General features: G+C 75.1%; 14 protein-coding genes and 1 pseudogene. 9 read left to right on the top strand and 6 right to left on the bottom strand.

The annotated features are described in order from the left end of the window. Window position 1: 1 nt before the first annotated feature. Window positions 2–766: a response regulator transcription factor gene (locus IF129_RS19280; RefSeq protein ID WP_191210984.1), complete on the bottom strand. Its 765-nt coding sequence runs from the start codon at window positions 764–766 to the stop codon at window positions 2–4. Window positions 767–1007: 241 nt separating this feature from the next. On the opposite strand from IF129_RS19280, the gene IF129_RS19275 reads away from it, so the two are divergent. Together IF129_RS19275 and IF129_RS19270 are read left to right on the top strand one after the other, a co-directional pair. Continuing rightward, entirely contained in the window at window positions 1008–1862 is an 855-nt protein-coding gene (locus tag IF129_RS19275) for a rhomboid-like protein (protein ID WP_224755242.1), read from the top strand. 201 nt (window positions 1863–2063) lie between these two features. Further along, window positions 2064–2516 carry a MarR family winged helix-turn-helix transcriptional regulator gene (locus IF129_RS19270; RefSeq protein ID WP_318153834.1) on the top strand — a complete coding sequence of 151 codons (453 nt, stop codon included), beginning with the start codon at window positions 2064–2066 and terminating at the stop codon, window positions 2514–2516. 71 nt (window positions 2517–2587) lie between these two features. On the opposite strand, the gene IF129_RS27115 is transcribed toward IF129_RS19270, so the two are convergent. Then, the gene (locus IF129_RS27115) at window positions 2588–3061 is read right to left on the bottom strand and encodes a hypothetical protein (RefSeq protein WP_381479750.1); all 474 of its coding nucleotides are present in this window, start codon (window positions 3059–3061) and stop codon (window positions 2588–2590) included. 733 nt (window positions 3062–3794) lie between these two features. On the opposite strand from IF129_RS27115, the gene IF129_RS19260 reads away from it, so the two are divergent. The 5 genes from IF129_RS19260 to IF129_RS19240 all read left to right on the top strand — a co-directional run bounded on the left by IF129_RS19260 (window position 3795) and on the right by IF129_RS19240 (window position 9698). After that, entirely contained in the window at window positions 3795–6755 is a 2961-nt protein-coding gene (locus IF129_RS19260; RefSeq protein ID WP_191210982.1) for a sensor histidine kinase, read from the top strand. Further along, entirely contained in the window at window positions 6752–7240 is a 489-nt protein-coding gene (locus IF129_RS19255) for a roadblock/LC7 domain-containing protein (protein WP_191210981.1), read from the top strand. The genes IF129_RS19260 and IF129_RS19255 overlap by 4 nt, the downstream gene beginning before the upstream one ends. Then, window positions 7237–7650, top strand: coding sequence for a DUF742 domain-containing protein (locus IF129_RS19250; RefSeq protein ID WP_191210980.1), 414 nt, complete (start codon window positions 7237–7239; stop codon window positions 7648–7650). Before IF129_RS19255 ends, IF129_RS19250 begins: the two co-directional genes overlap by 4 nt. Before the next feature lie 118 nt (window positions 7651–7768). Further along, window positions 7769–8371 (top strand): GTP-binding protein, encoded by a 603-nt coding sequence (locus IF129_RS19245; RefSeq protein ID WP_224755260.1) that lies wholly within the window; start codon window positions 7769–7771, stop codon window positions 8369–8371. 94 nt (window positions 8372–8465) lie between these two features. Further along, on the top strand, window positions 8466–9698 hold the full coding sequence (locus tag IF129_RS19240) for a styrene monooxygenase/indole monooxygenase family protein (RefSeq protein WP_191210979.1): 1233 nt from the start codon (window positions 8466–8468) through the stop codon (window positions 9696–9698). Here IF129_RS19240 and IF129_RS19235 read toward each other — a convergent pair. The 4 genes from IF129_RS19235 to IF129_RS19220 all read right to left on the bottom strand — a co-directional run bounded on the left by IF129_RS19235 (window position 9688) and on the right by IF129_RS19220 (window position 13362). Further along, the gene (locus IF129_RS19235; protein ID WP_318153833.1) at window positions 9688–11235 is read right to left on the bottom strand and encodes an NlpC/P60 family protein; all 1548 of its coding nucleotides are present in this window, start codon (window positions 11233–11235) and stop codon (window positions 9688–9690) included. The two genes, IF129_RS19240 and IF129_RS19235, sit on opposite strands and share 11 nt — an antisense overlap. Before the next feature lie 126 nt (window positions 11236–11361). Then, window positions 11362–11619, bottom strand: a complete 258-nt coding sequence (locus IF129_RS19230; RefSeq protein WP_191210978.1) for a hypothetical protein — start codon at window positions 11617–11619, stop codon at window positions 11362–11364. 10 nt (window positions 11620–11629) lie between these two features. After that, on the bottom strand, window positions 11630–12343 hold the full coding sequence (locus tag IF129_RS19225) for a TetR/AcrR family transcriptional regulator (protein WP_191210977.1): 714 nt from the start codon (window positions 12341–12343) through the stop codon (window positions 11630–11632). Window positions 12344–12417: 74 nt separating this feature from the next. Beyond that, window positions 12418–13362, bottom strand: a complete 945-nt coding sequence (locus IF129_RS19220; protein ID WP_191210976.1) for an AurF N-oxygenase family protein — start codon at window positions 13360–13362, stop codon at window positions 12418–12420. Window positions 13363–13623: 261 nt separating this feature from the next. Between IF129_RS19220 and IF129_RS19215 the strand changes: the two are divergent. After that, window positions 13624–14919, top strand: a pseudogene (locus IF129_RS19215) (M20/M25/M40 family metallo-hydrolase); the annotation flags it as partial. 457 nt (window positions 14920–15376) lie between these two features. Then, complete coding sequence (locus tag IF129_RS19210) at window positions 15377–17506, top strand: Xaa-Pro dipeptidyl-peptidase (protein WP_191210974.1); 2130 nt, start codon at window positions 15377–15379, stop codon at window positions 17504–17506. Window positions 17507–17707: the final 201 nt, after the last annotated feature.

Genomic DNA, 17707 nt, shown 5'->3' with positions numbered 1-17707 from the left:
GTCAGGCGCCGTCGCCGGCCGGCGCGGGGGACTCCAGCGCGTAGCCGACGCCGTGCACGGTCCGGATGCGCTCGGCGCCGATCTTGCGGCGCAGCGCCTTGATGTGGCTGTCGACGGTGCGCGTGCCCGAGGCGTCGGACCAGTCCCACACCTCGGCCAGCAGCTGCTCGCGGGAGAGGACCGCGCGCGGCGAGTTGGCCAGGCACACCAGGAGGTCGAACTCGGTGGGTGTCAGGTGCACGTCCTGCCCGGTGACCCGTACGCGGCGCTGCGCGTGGTCGATCTCCAGCTCGCCCAGGCGCAGCGAGCCCGCCGGGGGGACGGCCGCCGCCTGGGTCGCCCGCTCCACGCGGCGCAGCAGGACGTGCACGCGCGCGGCCAGCTCCCGCATGGAGAACGGTTTCGTCATGTAGTCGTCCGCCCCGACCCCGAGGCCGACGAGCATGTCCGTCTCGTCGTCGCGGGCCGTCAGCATGAGCACCGGCACCGGCCGCCGCGCCTGCACGCGGCGGCACACCTCCAGCCCGTCGTAGCCGGGGAGCATCACGTCCAGGACGAGCAGCTCCGGGTTCCAGCTCTCGGCGGCCGACACCGCGGCCGGTCCGTCGGCGGCGGTCTGCACGGCGAAACCCTCCGCGCGCAGCCGCGCGGCGATCGCCTCGACGATCGTCGGATCGTCCTCGACGACCAGGACGCGCCGCTGCGCGCCGGGGGTGGCCGCCGCGCCCGCGCCGCCCTGGGACTGCGCCGTGTTCGTGTGCTCCATCTGCCCCGCCTGCCTGTGCCGTCCCCGAGGTGTGTGGCAGCAGCGTAGAGGGGGTGCGGGCCGCCGGGCCATGCCGGGCCCGCACCGGGCCGGGACCGGCCGGGTCCGGCGTACGATGACATGCCCTTACGGCCGGTTGACAGGTGTGGCGTCGACCACTGACATTGACCGAGGACCGGGACGCGGACGGCGGCGGCCCCGACGCCGGCGAACGTACCCGCGCACGGAAGGGAGCCCGTCGATGCGGACCACAGCACGAGCGGCACGCACCCGGCCCACCGAGCGCGACACCGGCGCGTCCGGCGGGCCGTCCCCGGCGCCGTCCGGCGAGGACGCGCCGCGCGGCGAGGGGAGCACGCGGACGCCCGGCCCGGCGGACGCGCGGCAGGGCGCGCGCCCCGGTCGCGCGGAGTCCCGGCGGGGCACTCCGCCCCAGCCGCCCCACCTGCCTCCGCACCGCCACCTGGCCCGGCTGCTGCCCGACCCCAAGGGCACGCCGTTCACCTTCTGCTACCTGCTGCTCCTGGTCGCGACCACCCTGCTGACGGAGTTCGGCGACCCGGAGGTCGTCGGGCGCTGGCTGGCCGGGTCCAGCACGGATGTGCAGAACCTGTCCAAGGAGCCGCTCTTCGTCCTCGTGGCGAGTGCGATGTTCTACAACGGACCGCTGCTGGCCCCCGTCGCCTTCGGGTTCGTCTTCGCGCTGACCGGCCTGGAGCGCCGGGTCGGTGGCTGGCGCACGGCCGCCGTGTTCGTCGCGGGGCACGTCCTCGCGACGCTCGCCACCCAGCTCACCGTCGCGGCGGCGGTCGCCCTCGACCACCTTCCCGAGTCCTCGCTGAGCCGACTGGACTACGGCATCAGCTGCGGTGTGCTGGCCTGCGCCGGCGCGCTCGCGGGGGTGTTGCGCGTGGTGTGGGCGCGCTGGCTCCTGCTCGGCGCCCTCGCCACCCTCGTCGTGGCCGACCTGGTCACGCTCAAGGACCCGGTGACGGACTGGAGCCACCTGCTGGCCCTGCTGACCGGCATCGCGCTCTGGCTGCCCCTGCGCCGCTACCAGCGCCAGGGCTCCGCCGCACACCCCCACCCCGCCTGAAACCCGGCCCCCCGACCCGGCGGAACGGCGTTCCCGGCCGGGGCGAGCGGCCCGCCCCGCGTGGCGCGCGGGCCCGCCCGGCTGCGAAATACTGGCCTCCGTCGGTCCCGGCAGAGTGCCGGAGGCGACGGCGGCGGGACGGACCGCGGCCCGGTCCCGGGGCGCTCGCCGATCGGCAGCGGTGGGTGAAAGGAAGCTGACGTGGAGGACGAGGGGTCCGCCCCCGAGGTGCTCGACCTCGAGCGCGAACTGTCGGTGCTCCTGCGCCGGGCGCGCGCCTCCTCGGGCGAGATGGCCCGCGAGCTCCATCCCGACCTGGAACCGGCCGCCTACGGGATCATGCTGCGGCTCGACGAGGCGGGGGCGCAGCGCGCCACCGCGCTCGCCGCCTACTTCGGCGTCGGCAAGGGGACCATGAGCCGTCAGCTCACCGCCCTGGAGCGGCTCGGCCTGGTCGCCCGCAGCCCCGACCCGGCCGACGGGCGGGCCTTCCTGGTGGAGCTGACGGCGCGGGGTCGGCGTAGCTTCGCCCGGGTGCGCGGGGCGCGGCGCGAGCGGTACCTGCGCCGTCTCGCCGGGTGGGAGCGCGCGGACATCGCCGAGCTGGCCCGCCTCCTGCACCGGTTGAACGCTCCGCACGAGCCGCACGCCTGACCCCGAGCCCGGCGTCCGCGGCCGGGGACGCGCTGACCCCGGGCCCGGCGTCCGCGGCCGGGGACGCGCGGTCAGAGGACCACCAGGGCGGCCGTCGCGTCGTCGCACGCCTTGCCCCGGGGATGGTCGACGCCCTCCGGGTCCGCCGCCTCGGCCGCCCGCACCCGACGCAGTACCGCCGTGGGCCCCTGCTCGCACAGCGCGGTGTGCAGGGCCGCCCAGTCACCGAGGCCGAAGGTCTCCGTCCAGCGCGTGGCGCCGTCCGTCAGTGCGGCCAGTGAGCGGACCCGCTCGCGGGGCGTCGTGCCCGTGACGGCCCGCTCGGCGACGGAGGGGTCCGCGGCGGCGGTGAAGAAGCCGCCGGCGACGTTGCGCCGGGCCTCGACGCGGGCGGCGCGCTCCGCGCGGGGCAGCGTGCTCGCCGCCGCGCGCACCGGGTCCAGCCGCTGGTCCAGGACGGGCGTCACCGCGCCCGTCGGGGAGGCGAGGAGCAGGACGGAGTCGGAGAGCACGAGGTGTTCCACGGCCTCGTCGTCCCAGCGCACGAGGACGACGGTTGCCTGCGGCGTCCTGGGGTGAGAAAGGTCACAGGTTGAGCGATGCCCGTCGGAGGTATGGACCACTGCTCGCGCGAGGCACTGGGCCAGTGTCATGTCCCGTCGCGAACCGGACAGTTGGAGCAATCCGGCCCCCAGTCGAGCGGTGTACCACGGCACTCCGTGGCGGCATCCGTCGTCCCCCGCGGGGGGCGTCACCCCGTCCAGGACGACCAGCGCGCCGCCGGTGCCCGAGGCGGGGAGTGCCGCCGAAACGTGGTCCTGGTTGGGGACTTCGGCGGAGCCGGGGAACGTGGCCATCTCTACGCGCATGCGCCCAGTGTGCCGAAGGGCCGGCCCCGCGGCCCGCCGCGGCGGGCCCGGCCCGCGACCGGCCGGATCGGGACTCCGCCCGGTCCCTGAACTTCGCGCCGTTCCTTCGGAATCGCGCGGTCCGCGCCGCTGCGGGCGCGCATCCTTCCACGCTCCGCCGAAGGTTCCAACCCTGACGTGCCGGTGGCGCGTGACAGCGACAATGGTCGGAGTTGTTCCGCAACTCGCGGGTGAGGTTCACTTTTTCGAGTGGCCGGGAAGAGGAAGTCCCACCCGCGCCCGGACGACCCGTGCAGGGTCGTATGCCGTTGTGCGGTGTGGCGCCGATCCGTTCGTCCCGCCGCGCCGTAGGAGTCGCCTACCCGGTCGCACCGGGACGGCGGTGAGGAGAATGCGAGCACGGGTGGGGATGCAGCGACTTCGAGGCGGCCGCCGTCAGCGGCAGGACGCCCCCCAGGAGGCACCCGGCCGCCGCGCCCGGGTCCGTAACCGGCTGCTCGCCTCGGTGGCCCTGTGCACGGTCGCCGTCGTGGCGGCCGGCGTCCCGAGCATCGTCACCGGAACGTCCGACGTGGCGCAGGCGCAGGACCTCGTCGACCGGGCCGAGACGGCCCGCCTGGCGGTCTCCCTCGCCCACGCCGTGGCGGACGAGCGGGACGACACCGTCCGGGCGTTGGCCGAACGCGGCGCCGACAGGGCGCCGGACGTCCCCGAGGCCGAGGTCCCCGGCGCTGCGGCACCGGACCCGGGCCTGCCCGACCCGGGCGTCACCGACCCGGACGTGCCCGACCCGGGCGTGCCCGACCCGGGCGTGCCCGACCCGGGCGTGCCCGACCCGGGCGTTCCGGGCACCGCGACGGGGGGTACCGGCGTCCCCGACCCGGGCACCCCCGGCGGCACCGGAACCCCCGGCGCGACGGGAACCGGTACGTCCGGGGCCGCGTCGCCCGTCAACCACACCGTCCGCCGCCCGGGAGCCGTCGCGGCCGGTGACGAGGAGGCCGACGCGGCGTCCCGCTCCCGGGTGGACCGGAAGGTCGCCGAGCTGCGTCCCCAACTCCCCAGCGACGTGCGAGCCCTGCTGGACCGTCTCCCCGAGCTGCGGCAGGAGGCCGAGGCGGCCGACGGCGGGGCGAAGGACGCGCAGGCGGCCCACTCCGGCTACACCGACATCGTGCTCGCCCTCGGAGGCGTGGCCGAGGCCGCCGCCCGGGAGCTGCCCGCCCGCGCCGGAGACGACACCGCGGCCGCCCTGCCGCACCTCGGCCGGGCCGTCGCCCAGGCGTCGGCGACCCGGGGCCTGCTGCTGGGCGTCCTCACCGAGCAGGACGGCGACAGCCGCCTCGCCTCGGCAGCCCAGGCGGCCCGCGTCCGCGAGCAGGGTGCCCTCGCCGACTTCGAGCGGCTGGCCCCGGACCGCACCCGCGAGACGTTCGGCAGCACCGTCAACGGCACCGACGTCACCACCGCGGAGACCTACCTCGACGAACTCGCCGACCGCCCCGAGCTGACCGACGCGGAGCTGGACGTCAGCCCGGAGCGCGTCGCCTCCGCCCTCACCACCCGCATCGACCGGATGCGGGGCGTCCACTCCGCCCTGGCCGGCGCCGAGGTGGCCCGGCTCGAACAGCTCCGCGACGACGACGTCACCGCGCTCCAGCTCCGCATCGCCCTGCTCGGCGCCGCGGTGCTGCTGGCCGCGGGGGCGGGCATCAGCGCCGCCCGGTCCATGGCCCGCCCGCTCGCCGCCGTGCGCCGGGGCAGCATGCGGGTGGCCGCCGACCCGGTCGCTGAGGAACCGGTGCGGTACACCGGCCGCAACGACGAGTTCGCCGACGTCGTGCGCGCGGTCAACACCCTGCGCGACGTGGCGGCCGGGCTGGACGAACGGGCCCGCACGGCGGGGGAGGCGACGGCCGGACACGATGCCGAGCGGGACCGCCTCGGCGCCGAGTGCACACGGCTGCGCACCGAACGGGACGCGCTGCGGGCCGAGCTGACCGGCCGGGACGGGGCCGTGCACGGCACCTTCGTCCAGCTCGCGCTGCGCAGCCTCGGCCTGGTCGAGCGCCAGCTCGCCCTCATCGAGTCCATGGAGGAGAAGGAGGCCGAGCCGGAGCGCCTGAAGACCCTCTTCACCCTGGACCACATGGCCACGCGGATGCGGCGGCACGGCGAGAACCTCCTGCTGCTCGCCGGATCCGAGCACGCGGCCGGACACCAGCCCCAGCCCGTCCCCCTGCTGGACGTCCTGCGGGCCTCGCTCAGCGAGATCGAGCGCTACGAGCGCGTCGAGCTGACCTCCCTGCCGCCGCACGCCCAGGTCTCCGGTTTCGCCGCGGACGACGTCAGCCACCTCGTCGCCGAACTCCTCGACAACGCGACCTCGTTCTCGCCGCCGGACGCCCGGGTCGAGCTCTCCGGCTGGCTGCTGGAGAACGGCGAGGTCATGCTCTCCGTCCAGGACGAGGGCATCGGCATGGCCGCCGACCGTCTGGTGGAGCTGAACGAGCGGCTGGGGGAGCCGGGGGACCGTCGTCCCCCGGAGCCGGACGGGCAGGGGGCCGGGGGCCTCGGCCTCGGGCTCTACGTCGTCGCCCGGCTCGCGGCCCGCCACGGCATCCGGGTGCAGCTGCGGCCCCAGCGTCAGGGCGGCATCACCGCCGTGGCCGTGCTCCCGCGCGCCCTTCTGCCCGACCGCCCCGCGCCCGGCGTCCCGGGCGCCGCGGCGCCGGGGGAGACGCCGACCGGCATGCCGGGCTCGGTGGCGGAGGCCAACTCCAACGCCCTGCCCCCGCGCCCCGGACGCCGGCTCGCCGCCCGGCGGCTGCCCGATCCCGCTCCGGGGAACCCCGGCGACGGCTCGGCCCCGGACACCGCACCGGCCGCCCCCGCCCCCGAAGGGCGGGGTCCGGCCCCCGGGCAGAACGAACCGGCCGTCCCCGCCGCGTCCGCGCCGCCGCCCGCCGCGGTCCGGCTGCCCGCGCAGCCCGCCGAGCCGGACGAGCACGCCCGTGCCGTCGACGAGCCGCCGCCGTCCCGCGCGGAGAGCGGTGAGCAGCGGCCCGCCGGGCGCCGACTCACCGACAAGGGGCTGCCCAAGCGCACCCCGCACCTCACCAGTCCCCCTCCCCGGTCCGGTGCCACCGGCGCCCCGGACCGTGGCGGGGTGACCGCCGACGAGCTGCGCAAGCGGCTCGGCGGCTTCCAGAGCGGGGCCCGCCAGGGCCTGCGCGAGGCGGCGGCGCGGATCGCCGCCGACGAACCGTCCGCCGACCGGACCGGAGGGGAACCGGCCGAAGGGCCGGGCCCGTCCGACGACCGGCCGGGGGCGGACGACATGGGTGGCACCGAGGAGGCACGTCAGTGAACGCGTCCACCACCGCGGACACACGCCGCAGCGAAGCCGACAACCTGCGCTGGTTGCTGGCCAATCTGGTCGAGGAGGTCCCCGGCATCCGTTCGGTCGCCGTGGTCTCCTCCGACGGACTGCTCCTGCTGTCCTCCGACCCGGCGCAGTCCGGCGCCGGTCCGGACGGCGCGCGGGTCGTCGCGGGGCCCAGAGGGTCGAGCGCGGACCTGGCCACGATCGTTTCCGGGCTGGGCTCGCTCACCACGGGGGCGGCCGGTCTGATGGACGGCGGCGGGGTCACGCAGACCATGGTCGCCATGGAGGGCGGCGCGCTGTTCGTCATGTCCATCAGCGACGGCTCGCTGCTCGGCGTGTACGCGACCCCCGACTGCGACATGAACGTCATCGGCTACCACATGGCGCTGTTCGTGGGCCGGGCCGGGCACGTCCTCACCCCCGAACTCCGCACCGAGCTGCGCAAGACGATGGAGCTGGACCAGTGACCGCGCACCCCGCCCTGCCCGTGCGGGGAGCCGACCGCAAACCCGCCCGGGTCCGCCCCTACTCGCTCACCGGCGGTCGCACACGCTTCGGCCACGTCCTGCTGGTCGAGACCTACGTCGCCGCCATCGAGGCGCCCGAGCCGCTGCGCGAACTCCCCGGTCTGAGCCGCGAGGGCCTGCGCGACCGGGTGATGCCGGAGATGCGCGCGATCGTCGAGCTGTGCCGCCGCATGCGCACGGTCGCGGAGATCGCCGCCCTGCTGCGCATGCCCCTGGGAGTGGTGCGGGTCCTGCTGAGCGACCTGGCGGACCAGGGCCGCATCCGTGTTTACGGAACCGGCCGCGAGAGCGCCGGACGTCCCGACCGCGCACTACTGGAAAGGGTGTTGGGTGGACTACGCCGACTCTGACACCGCACCGAACGCACCATCCGCACCGGCCGGGCCCAGCGCGTCGGCCGCCTCCACGACCGCGGCACCGGAGCGGCCCTCGGCGTCCGGGCCCGACGCCCTGACCGGCCCCGCGCCCCTGGCCCCCGTCCAGCCGGCCGAGACGCTCCACGCGTGGGAGAGCGACACCTCGCGGGCACCGATCGCGACGAAGATCGTCGTCGCCGGTGGGTTCGGCGTGGGCAAGACGACCTTCGTCGGCGCGGTCTCCGAGATCGAGCCGCTCACCACCGAGGCGGTGATGACGCAGGCCAGCGAGGACACCGACGACCTCGCCGCCACCCCCGAGAAGACGACGACCACCGTCGCCATGGACTTCGGGCGCATCACCCTCGACGCCGACCTGGTGCTGTACCTGTTCGGCACACCCGGCCAGCAGCGGTTCTGGTTCATGTGGGACGACCTCGTCCGGGGCGCCATCGGCGCGGTGGTCATGGCCGACACCCGCCGGCTGGACGACTGCTTCCCGGCCCTCGACTACTTCGAGAGCTGCGGCATCCCCTACGTCGTGGCCGTCAACCACTTCGAGGGGACGCACCGCTACGACGTCGAGGACGTGCGCGAGGCGCTGTCCGTCCCCGACCACGTGCCCGTCGTCGTCATCGACGCGCGGCGCACCGACAGCGTCGTCGACGCCCTGATGGCCCTCGTCGGCCACGCGGTCGCGCTCACCCCCGCCTGAGGTCCCGCTCCCCAGCCCCCCCACACGTCCACCAGCACCGCCGGCCCCGTCCGGGGGTGCGAGGCCGCGTCACCGTTTCAAGGAGAGGTGCGACATGCGCAGAATTCTCATCGTGGGTGCCGGGCAGGCCGGTCTCCAGCTCGCGCTGGGCCTGCAGGCGCAGGATTACGACGTCACCGTCATGTCGAACCGTACGGCGGACGAGATCCGGGGCGGCCGGGTCATGTCCACGCAGTGCATGTTCGACCAGGCCCTCCAGCACGAGCGCGACACGCAGATCAACTTCTGGGAGAGCCAGGCGCCCCGCGTCCAGGGGCTCGGCGTCTCCGTCGCCGCCCCCGACGGCTCCCGGGCCATCGACTGGCTCGGCCACCTGGACCACTACGCCCAGTCCGTGGACCAGCGGCTGAAGATGGCCGGCTGGCTGGAGACGTTCGCCCAGCGCGGCGGCCAGCTCGTCGTCCACGGCGCGGCCGTCTCCGACCTGGACTTCTTCGCCCGGACCTACGACCTGGTCCTCGTCGCGGCGGGCAAGGGCGAACTCGTCTCCATGTTCGCCCGGGACGCCGAACGCTCCCCCTACGACGCCCCGCAGCGCGCCCTGGCCGTCGCCTACGTGCACGGGCTCGGCCCCCGCCCCGAGCACCCCGACACCGAGGCCGTGCGCTGCAACCTCGTGCCCGGCGTCGGCGAGCTGTTCGTCATACCCTGCCTGACGACGTCCGGGCGCTGCGACACCCTCTTCTGGGAAGGCGTCCCCGGCGGCCCGCTCGACGTCTTCCGGGACATCAAGGACCCGGCGGAGCACCTGGCGACGACGCTGGAACTCATGGAGAAGTTCCTGCCCTGGGAGTACGCGCGCGCGACGAAGGTCGAACTGACGGACGCGGGCGGCACCCTCGCCGGACGCTACGCCCCGACCGTGCGCAAGCCCGTCGGCCGACTGCCCGGCGGTGGTGCGGTGCTGGGCGTGGCCGACGTCGTCGTCGCCAACGACCCGATCACGGGCCAGGGCTCCAACTCCGCGTCCAAGTGCGCCGCCGCCTACCTGGCCGCCATCCTCGAACACGGCGACCGGCCCTTCGACGAGGCGTGGATGCAGGCCACGTTCGACCGCTACTGGGAGACCGCGCGGCACGTCACCACGTGGACGAACGCGATGCTCGCCCCGCCGCCCGAGCACGTCGTGAACATGCTGGGCGCGGCGGGCGAGCTCCAGCCCGTCGCCGACCGGTTCGCGAACGGCTTCAACAACCCGGCCGACTTCGAGGAGTGGTTCTACGACCCGGCGAAGACCGAGGCGTACCTGGCCTCCGTCACCGGCTGACGCCCGGCGTCGCGGCGTCGGGCGCGGCGCCGGACGGGTCGTCGGCGCCCGCGCCTCGCGTCGGTGCCTGCGGTGGGGCCTGCGTCGGGGTCGGTGGTGCCTGGGCCGAGGCGTACCCCGTGTCCGCGCCCTCGCGTGCGCCCGGCGGGAGCGGCGGCGGCGTGTAGGCGGGCAGCGGCCGCCCGTCCGCGTCCGGGCGGACGGCGCCGAGCAGCGGGTTCGCGGCGAGCGGGGAGACCTTCACCGCCGCCCCCGGCCTCGGCGCCTGCACCACCTGCCCGTCCCCGAGGTAGAGGGCGACGTGCGTGGCCTCGGGGAAGTAGACCACCAGGTCCCCCGGCCGCAGGTCGGCCAGGTCCACGCGCGGCAGCCGTCGCCACTGCTCCTGGCTGGTGCGCGGGACGGCGCGGTCCGCGCGGGCCCAGGCCCACGACGTCAGCCCCGAGCAGTCGAACGACTCCGGGCCCTCGGCCCCCCACCGGTAGGGCTTGCCCACCTGCGCCAGGGCGGAGCGCACGGCCTCGGCCCCGGCCGCCGTGGGGGTCGTGGGCGCGGCGGGGGTGCCCCCGACCTTCCCGTCCTCCAGCAGGGCCCGCTGCGCCGTCGCCGTCTGCGAGCGCTCCAGCTCCCGGACGGCGGCGAGCTGCGCGTCGCTCACCGAGGCGAGCAGCCCGGCGATCTCGTCGAGCCGTTCCCGGACGGCGTCGCGGCGCTCGGCCTCCTCCTCGGCGAGCTCCTGCCGCCGCGCCAGGGCCCCGCGGGCCCGCTCGGCGGCGCGCTCCAGCCGCTGCTCGGCCGCCGCCACCCGACGCACCACGCCGGCCTGGCTCTTCGCGGCCTCGCCCACCAGGTGGCCCCGGTGGAAGACCTCCTGCGGATCGCCGTCGGCGAGCAGCAGCCGCAGGTAGGGGGCGAGGCCGGGGGAGCCGCCCTGGTACTGCTCGCGGGCCAGGCGCCCGGCCGCCCGGCGTGCGGCGGCCAGTTCCGCGCGGACGTGGCCGAGCCGCCGGCCGAGCCGGTCCGCGGTCGCGCGGTGTTCCCGCAGGGCCTCCTCGGCGGCGTTGTAGTCGTCGGTCGCCGAGGAGGCGTCCCGGTAGAGGGCGCGCAGCTCGCCGAGGAGTTCCCCGACGGAGCGCGGCGGGGCGGCGGGGGCGCGCTCCGGTTCCGGGGCGGTGGGGGCACGTCCGGGCGCCTCCTCGGCGGGCGGCCTGCCGTCCTGGTCCGTCGGGCCGGGGGCGTCGGGAGTGCGGGGGGCGTGGCGCGGCGGTTCGTCCGGGTGCCGGGGCGGTCCGGTCAGCGGCCCCTGCCACACCGGGTCCGGCGGTGCGGTGTCGCGCCCCGGCCCGCTCTTCCCCGCGCCACCCGGGTCCTCGCGCGGCCGGTCGGGCCGGTCCCGGGGTGCGTCCAGCGGGGCGGGTCCCGCGGTCGCGGGGGACGTCAGCGGGCCGAGCGGTGCGGTGAGGGCGAGCACCGCGGCCGTCGTGGCACACAGCCCGGCGGCCCGGTACCGGGAACGCCGTCGGGGTTCGACTGACACGACATCACCTCCGCCGTCCACCCAAGGCGATACGGAGGTCAGATCGTCATATTGTCGCCGTCGGGTAGGGCAACCGGCCCACCCGGAACCACCCCCACGGGGCACCGCTCCGCGCCCGCGCCCTCCTCAGGTCCGTCGGCGCAGGGGCCAGTTGCGCGGTGGCCGTCCCTCCGGCTCGTACACGTACCGCCAGCCGCGCGGCAGGCCGAGCCGACCCGTGCCCGCCGCCTCCAGCCGGTAGGCGTGCACGGTCGGGGCGCCGCCCGCCGCGTCCGGCACCGGCACCTCGTACCACTTCGGCGGCCGTCCGGTCGGGCCCAGCAGGACGTCCAGCACCCGGCCGTCCAGCGGCCCGCCCACGAACGTCGTCCTCTCGCTTCTCACGCGTCCAGTCTCACAGGAGCGTGGAGCCGACGCCCATCACGGGCACCAGCCGACGGAACAGCTCACCCACCGGGCCCTCCGGCCGCTCCCGCGCCACGGCCATCTCGACCACGCCCGCCACCTGCTCGTCCCGGCTCGCGGCGACCATCAACTGCCCGACGAACTGGTCCACCAGCAGGTCCCGCAGCTCCTCGCGCGGCGGTTCCCTCCCCTCGTCCAGCCAGATCAGGGACGCCGCCTCCACCGCCGAGATCCACGTGCGCACCGCCATCCGCAGCGGCGTGCGCGGCTCCGCGATCTCCAGGTGGCCCAGGATGACGTCGGCGGCGGTCCGGCGGACCTCGTCCACGATCGCGCTCGTCCGCGTCGTCTCCGCGACGCTGCCGCCCGCCAGGAGCGCGGTGAACCCGGCATCGTGCTGCTCCACGAAGGCCAGGTAGCGGTCCAGCACGCGCAGCAGCCGCTCGGTCAGCGGCCCGGTGTGCGGCTCGTCGAAGCAGCTCTCCAGCGCGTCCGCCGCGTTGCGCAGCGCCGCCTCGTACAGCTGCTGCTTGCCGCCGGGGAAGTAGCGGTAGACCAGGGGCCGGGACACCCCCGCCGCAGCGGCCACGTCGTCCAGGGTGATCTCCTCCGGCGGGCGCTGCGCGAAGAGGCCGAGCGCCGTGGAGATGAGCTGGGCCCGCCGCTGGTCCACGCTCAGTCGGCGGTATGCGGGGGCAGTCATGCTGAGCAGGGTAACCGGGGGGTGCCCCGGCGACCCCGGCCAGGGCGGGACGGGCCGGCCGGGGGAGCGGGGCGTCACGCGGCCAGCAGGCCCGAGCTCACCCACAGCCGACGCCCCGTGCCGCGCAGCACCCCGATCTCGTCCAGGAAGTCCGTCAGCCGCTTCGCCCCCGCCCGCATGACGTCCCGGCGGTGCGCGCTCGCCCGCACCTGCGCCAGCGCCTCCCGCCGGTCCAGCCCGGCGTCCGTGTAGACCTGCGGGTTGACGAAGGCGACCGAGAAGACGCGGGCCGCCTCCCCGGAGCTGAGCCGGGTGACCGTCCGCTGCCAGCGCGGCGCCGTCACCATCTGGCGGCGCAGTTCCTCCCGCGCGTACCGGACGTGCCGCGCCTCCTCGACGACGTGGATGCGCGTCACCCCGCGCACCAGCGGCTGCACCCGCTCGTCGGGGAAGGTCAGCCGCTGCATCCAGTCCAGGATCTCCTCGCCCAGCAGCGTGCAGGCGAACGAACCGGGCGTCGTGGAGACGGTCTTGAGCACCCGCGCCATGTTGTGGTTCAGCCGGCTCACCGGGTACGGCTCCGCGCCGCCCCGGGTGATGAGGCGGCCGAACATCATCGAGTGCCGGCACTCGTCGGCGATCTCCGTCAGCGCGTACCGCACGTGGCTGCTGGTGAGCGGCTTGTCGTAGATGTGCCGCACGAGGAGCTGCATGAGGATGATCTCGAACCAGATGCCCAGCGACGCCAAGGACGCGGCCTCCAGCCGGGCCAGGTCCCTGCGCTGCTCCTCCGGCATCCGCCGCCACAGCGGGGTGTCGTAGAGCGAGACGAGCTCCGGCGGCCAGAACCACTTGCCCTCCTCGAAGGGCGCGTCCCAGTCCAGCTCCCGGTCCGGGTCGAACGAGTGCTTGCGGGACGCCTCCAGAAGCCGTTCCGCGACCGCCTCGCGGTCCTTGAGGCGGCCGAGTGCGTCGCGCAGCAGAGTGGGGTCGGTACCGGGGGCGGAGGCTGTGGGCATGGGGGCACCTCGCTGCGGAATCGGGGCACGGTGATGCGTTACCGGCGGTCACATCGACGGTCCTTTTATGAGACTGCTCGTCAGCAAGAGCGTCAAGACCCGGGACGCCGACTTTTCGCGCTCCGCGTCGACTCCGCCCCGCACGACAAGGGTTCTCCCTGATTCCGGCGGAGCCCGCCGTTCCTACCCTCGACCCCGGGCCACCCCGGCCCACGTCCGAGCCCGGTGGTGGGCCCGGACGGGACACGAAGGGAGGAAGAGATGCTGAGACGCTTGACGGCCCCGGTCGCGGCCCTGGCCCTGGCCATATCCGGCCTCGCGTTCACCGGAAGCGCCGGCGCACAGCCGCAGCAGTCCCCCACGACTGCCGCCGCGGCGGCCGCGCCCGACATCTCGCTCGCAGGCGTCAAGGAACACCTGAACGAGTTCCAGCGGATCGCCGACGCCAACGGCGGCAACCGCGCCCACGGCCGCCCCGGCTACAAGGCGTCCGTCGACTACGTGCAGGCCCAGCTCGACGCCGTCGGCTTCCAGACGCGCGTGCAGTCCTTCACCTACTTCGGCGCCACCGGCTACAACCTCATCGCCGACTGGCCCGGCGGCGACCCCGACGACGTCCTCATGGTCGGCGGCCACCTCGACGGCGTCACCTCCGGCGCCGGCATCAACGACAACGGCTCGGGCTCGGCGGCCATCCTCGAAGTCGCCCTGGAGGTCGCCCGCACCGACCACCAGCCGCAGAAGCACCTGCGCTTCGCCTGGTGGGGCGCCGAGGAACTCGGCCTGATCGGCTCCAGCCGCTACGTCGACAGCCTCTCCTCCGCCGAACAGGCCAGGATCAGCGGCTACTACAACTTCGACATGATCGGCTCGCCCAACCCCGGCTACTTCATCTACGACGGCGACAACTCCGACGGCGTCGGCGCCGGTCCGGGCCCCGACGGCTCCGCCTACCTGGAGACCGTCCTGGAGGACTACTTCGACTCGATCAACTGGCCCACGCGCGGGACCGACTTCAGCGGTCGCAGCGACTACGGCCCGTTCATCGAGGTCGGCATCGCCGCCGGCGGCACCTTCACCGGCGCTGAGGGCCGCAAGACCTCCGCCGAGGCGCAGCTGTGGGGCGGCACCGCAGGCCGGGCCTACGACCCCTGCTACCACGGCTCCTGCGACGGCATCGGCAACATCGACGACGGCGCCCTGAACCGCAACGCCGACGCCATCGCCCACGCCGTGTGGACCGTCGGCGGCGAGCAGTCCGCCAACGACTTCTCCCTCGCGCTCTCCCCGTCCTCCGGCTCGGTGGACGCGGGCGCGGCCGTCACGGCGAGCGTGGCGACCGAGACCACGCGGGGCTCCGCCCAGTCGGTGTCCCTCTCCGCCTCCGGCCTGCCGCAGGGCGTGACCGCCTCCTTCAGCCCGTCGTCCGTGACCTCGGGGGAGTCGTCCCAGCTGACGCTGACGGCCGCCGCCGCAGCGGCGTCCGGCACGTACACCGTGACGGTGAGGGGCACCGGGACGGACACCGCGAAGACCGCCACCTACCGCCTGACGGTCAACGGGACCTCCGCCTGCGGGGGCTATGAGTCGACGCGGACGGGCAGTCTGACGGGTCGGGGTGACGCGGACTACCAGCCGGACGGGAGCTACTACTACAGCTCGGGTTCGGGGACGCACCGGGCCTGTCTGGACGGTCCGGACGGTGCGGACTTCGACCTGTACCTGCAGAAGTGGTCGGGCTCGTCCTGGTCGACGGTGGACCGCAGTACGAGTTCCGGTCCCGATGAGTCGGTGTCCTACTCCGGGACGTCGGGCTACTACCGGTACCAGGTGTACGCCTACTCCGGCTCCGGCTCCTACACCCTCGGCTACGACACCCCCTGACCCGGCGGTGACATAGCCACACCACCGAGCGGCGCCGGTGTGCGCCTCCACCCGCACACCGGCGCCCCCCGCCCCCTCCCGTACCTGCCCGGCGGTCCCGACCGCACCACCGGAAGGACGCCCCACCCCCATGCGCAGCACCCCCCGCCGTGCCGCCGCCGCGACGGCCCTCACCCTCGCCGTCGCCCTCCCGCTGCTCGCCGGCACCACCCCCGCCACGGCCGCCGCCGGTCCCGCGACGACCGCCGGTCCCGGCACGTCCGCCGGTCCCGGGACGGCGCGACCGGCCGCCGTCGTCGAGGAACGGCTCTACGTCGAGACCGACGTCGACACCGACCACGACGGGCGTCCGGACCGCGTCGCCATCGACATCGCCCGCCCGGCCGGAGCCACCGGACTGCCGGTCGTCTTCGAGCACACGCCCTACCGCTACGGCACCAACCCGGCCGACTTCCACGACGTCGACGTCGAGCGGCTGCCGCAGGAAGGGCACCCGGGCGCGCAGGGTGCCGAGGGCGCGGACGGCCCGAGCGTCACCAAGGCCGCCCCCGACCTCCCCGGCTGGTACGACGACTACTTCCTGCCGCGCGGCTACGCCGTCGTCCTCGGCCAGAGCCTCGGCACCGGCGACTCCGACGGCTGCCCCACCAGCGGCGACGGGAACGAGACCCGGGGCACGACCGCCGTCATCGACTGGCTGGGCGGCCGCGCCGACGCCTACGACGCCTCCGGTCGCCGCGTCGAGGCCACCTGGAGCAACGGCCGCGTGGGCATGCTCGGCGTCTCCTACAACGGCACACTGCCCAACATGGCCGCCACCACCGGCGTCGAGGGGCTGGAGGCCATCGTCCCCATCGCCGCCATCTCCAGCTGGTACGACTACTACCGGGCCAACGGACTCGTCGTCGCCCCCGGCGGCTACCAGGGCGAGGACGCCGACGTGCTCGCCGAAGCCGTCGTCGGCAACCCCGGGTGCGAGGACGAGATCGCCGCCCTCACCGCCGCCCAGGACCGCGTCACCGGCGACCACTCGGCGTTCTGGCGGGAGAGGGACTACGTCCGCAAGGCCGACGACGTCACGGCCGCCGTCTTCGTCATGCACGGGCAGGCCGACTGGAACGTCAAGGGTGGCCAGTACGCCCAGTGGTGGGAGGCCCTGCGCGCGCACGACGTGCCGCGCAAGATCTGGCTCCACAACGGCGGCCACGGCCCCGCCGACCGGGCGGACCACCGCGAGACCATCGCCCGCTGGTTCGACGAACACGTCAAGGGCCTGGACACCGGCATCATGGACGAGCCCACCGCCGACGTGCAGCTGGCCGACGGGAGTTGGCACCGCTACCCCGACTGGCCCGACCCCGCCGCCCGCGACACCGTCCTGCGCCTCACCACCGACTCCGCCACCGCCCCCGGCACCCTGAGCGCGGACGCGGCCGGCGGCGGACCCCGGCAGGGCTTCACCGACGCCGGACGCACCCGCGACGCCGCAGCCCTCGCCACCGCCCCGGACCGGGCCGACACCAACCGCCTCGTCTACCGCACGGCGCCCCTGGAAGCCGACGCCCGGCTCTCCGGCGTCCCCGACGTCACCCTCCAGGCAGGCGTCGACAACCGCGACGCGGCCAACCTCACCGCGCTCCTCGTCGACTACGGACCCGAGGGCGCGGACGACGCTCCCGTCGTCGTCACGCGCGGCTGGCTCGACCCGCAGAACCGGAACGGACCCGACCGCAGCGAACCCCTGCGGCAGGGCGGCACCTACGCGCTGACGTTCGCCATGCAGCCCAAGGACCACGTCTTCCGCGCCGGACGACGCATCGGCCTCGTCGTCATCTCCACCGACCACCACTACACCCTGCGCCCCCGCCCCGGCACCGCCCTCCACCTCGAACCCGGCGGCAGCAGCCTCACCCTGCCGCTCGTCGCCACGGATCCCGGCGAAGGCCCCTGCGGGGGCTATGAGTCGACGCGGACGGGCAGTCTGACGGGTCGGGGTGACGCGGACCACCAGCCGGACGGGAGCTACTACTACAGCTCGGGTTCGGGGACGCACCGGGCCTGTCTGGACGGTCCGGACGGTGCGGACTTCGACCTGTACCTGCAGAAGTGGTCGGGCTCGTCCTGGTCGACCGTGGACCGCAGTACCAGCTCCGGTCCCGATGAGTCGGTGTCCTACTCCGGGACGTCGGGCTACTACCGGTACCAGGTGTACGCCTACTCCGGCTCCGGCTCCTACACCCTCGGCTACGACACCCCCTGACGGGCCGGGTGCGTAGCCCCTCCCGCTGCCCGGCCGCCTTCCCCCGCGCGGCCGGGCAGCCGCCCGTCCGGCGCCGTCCGCCGTCGTCAAGAATTGTCATGCGCAAGCCATTGAGGGCGCCGGAGGCCCCTCGCTAGGGTCGGCGCGACCGTCCGACCGCGCCCGGGGGACACCATCGACGACCACGCCGCACCGCCGGCC

The sequence above is a fragment of the Streptomyces chumphonensis genome, from assembly GCF_014779715.1.
GTDB lineage: Bacteria > Actinomycetota > Actinomycetes > Streptomycetales > Streptomycetaceae > Streptomyces > Streptomyces chumphonensis.
Note: the sequence above shows the minus strand (reverse complement) of the source record. Positions and strands in the feature narration are given on the sequence as shown.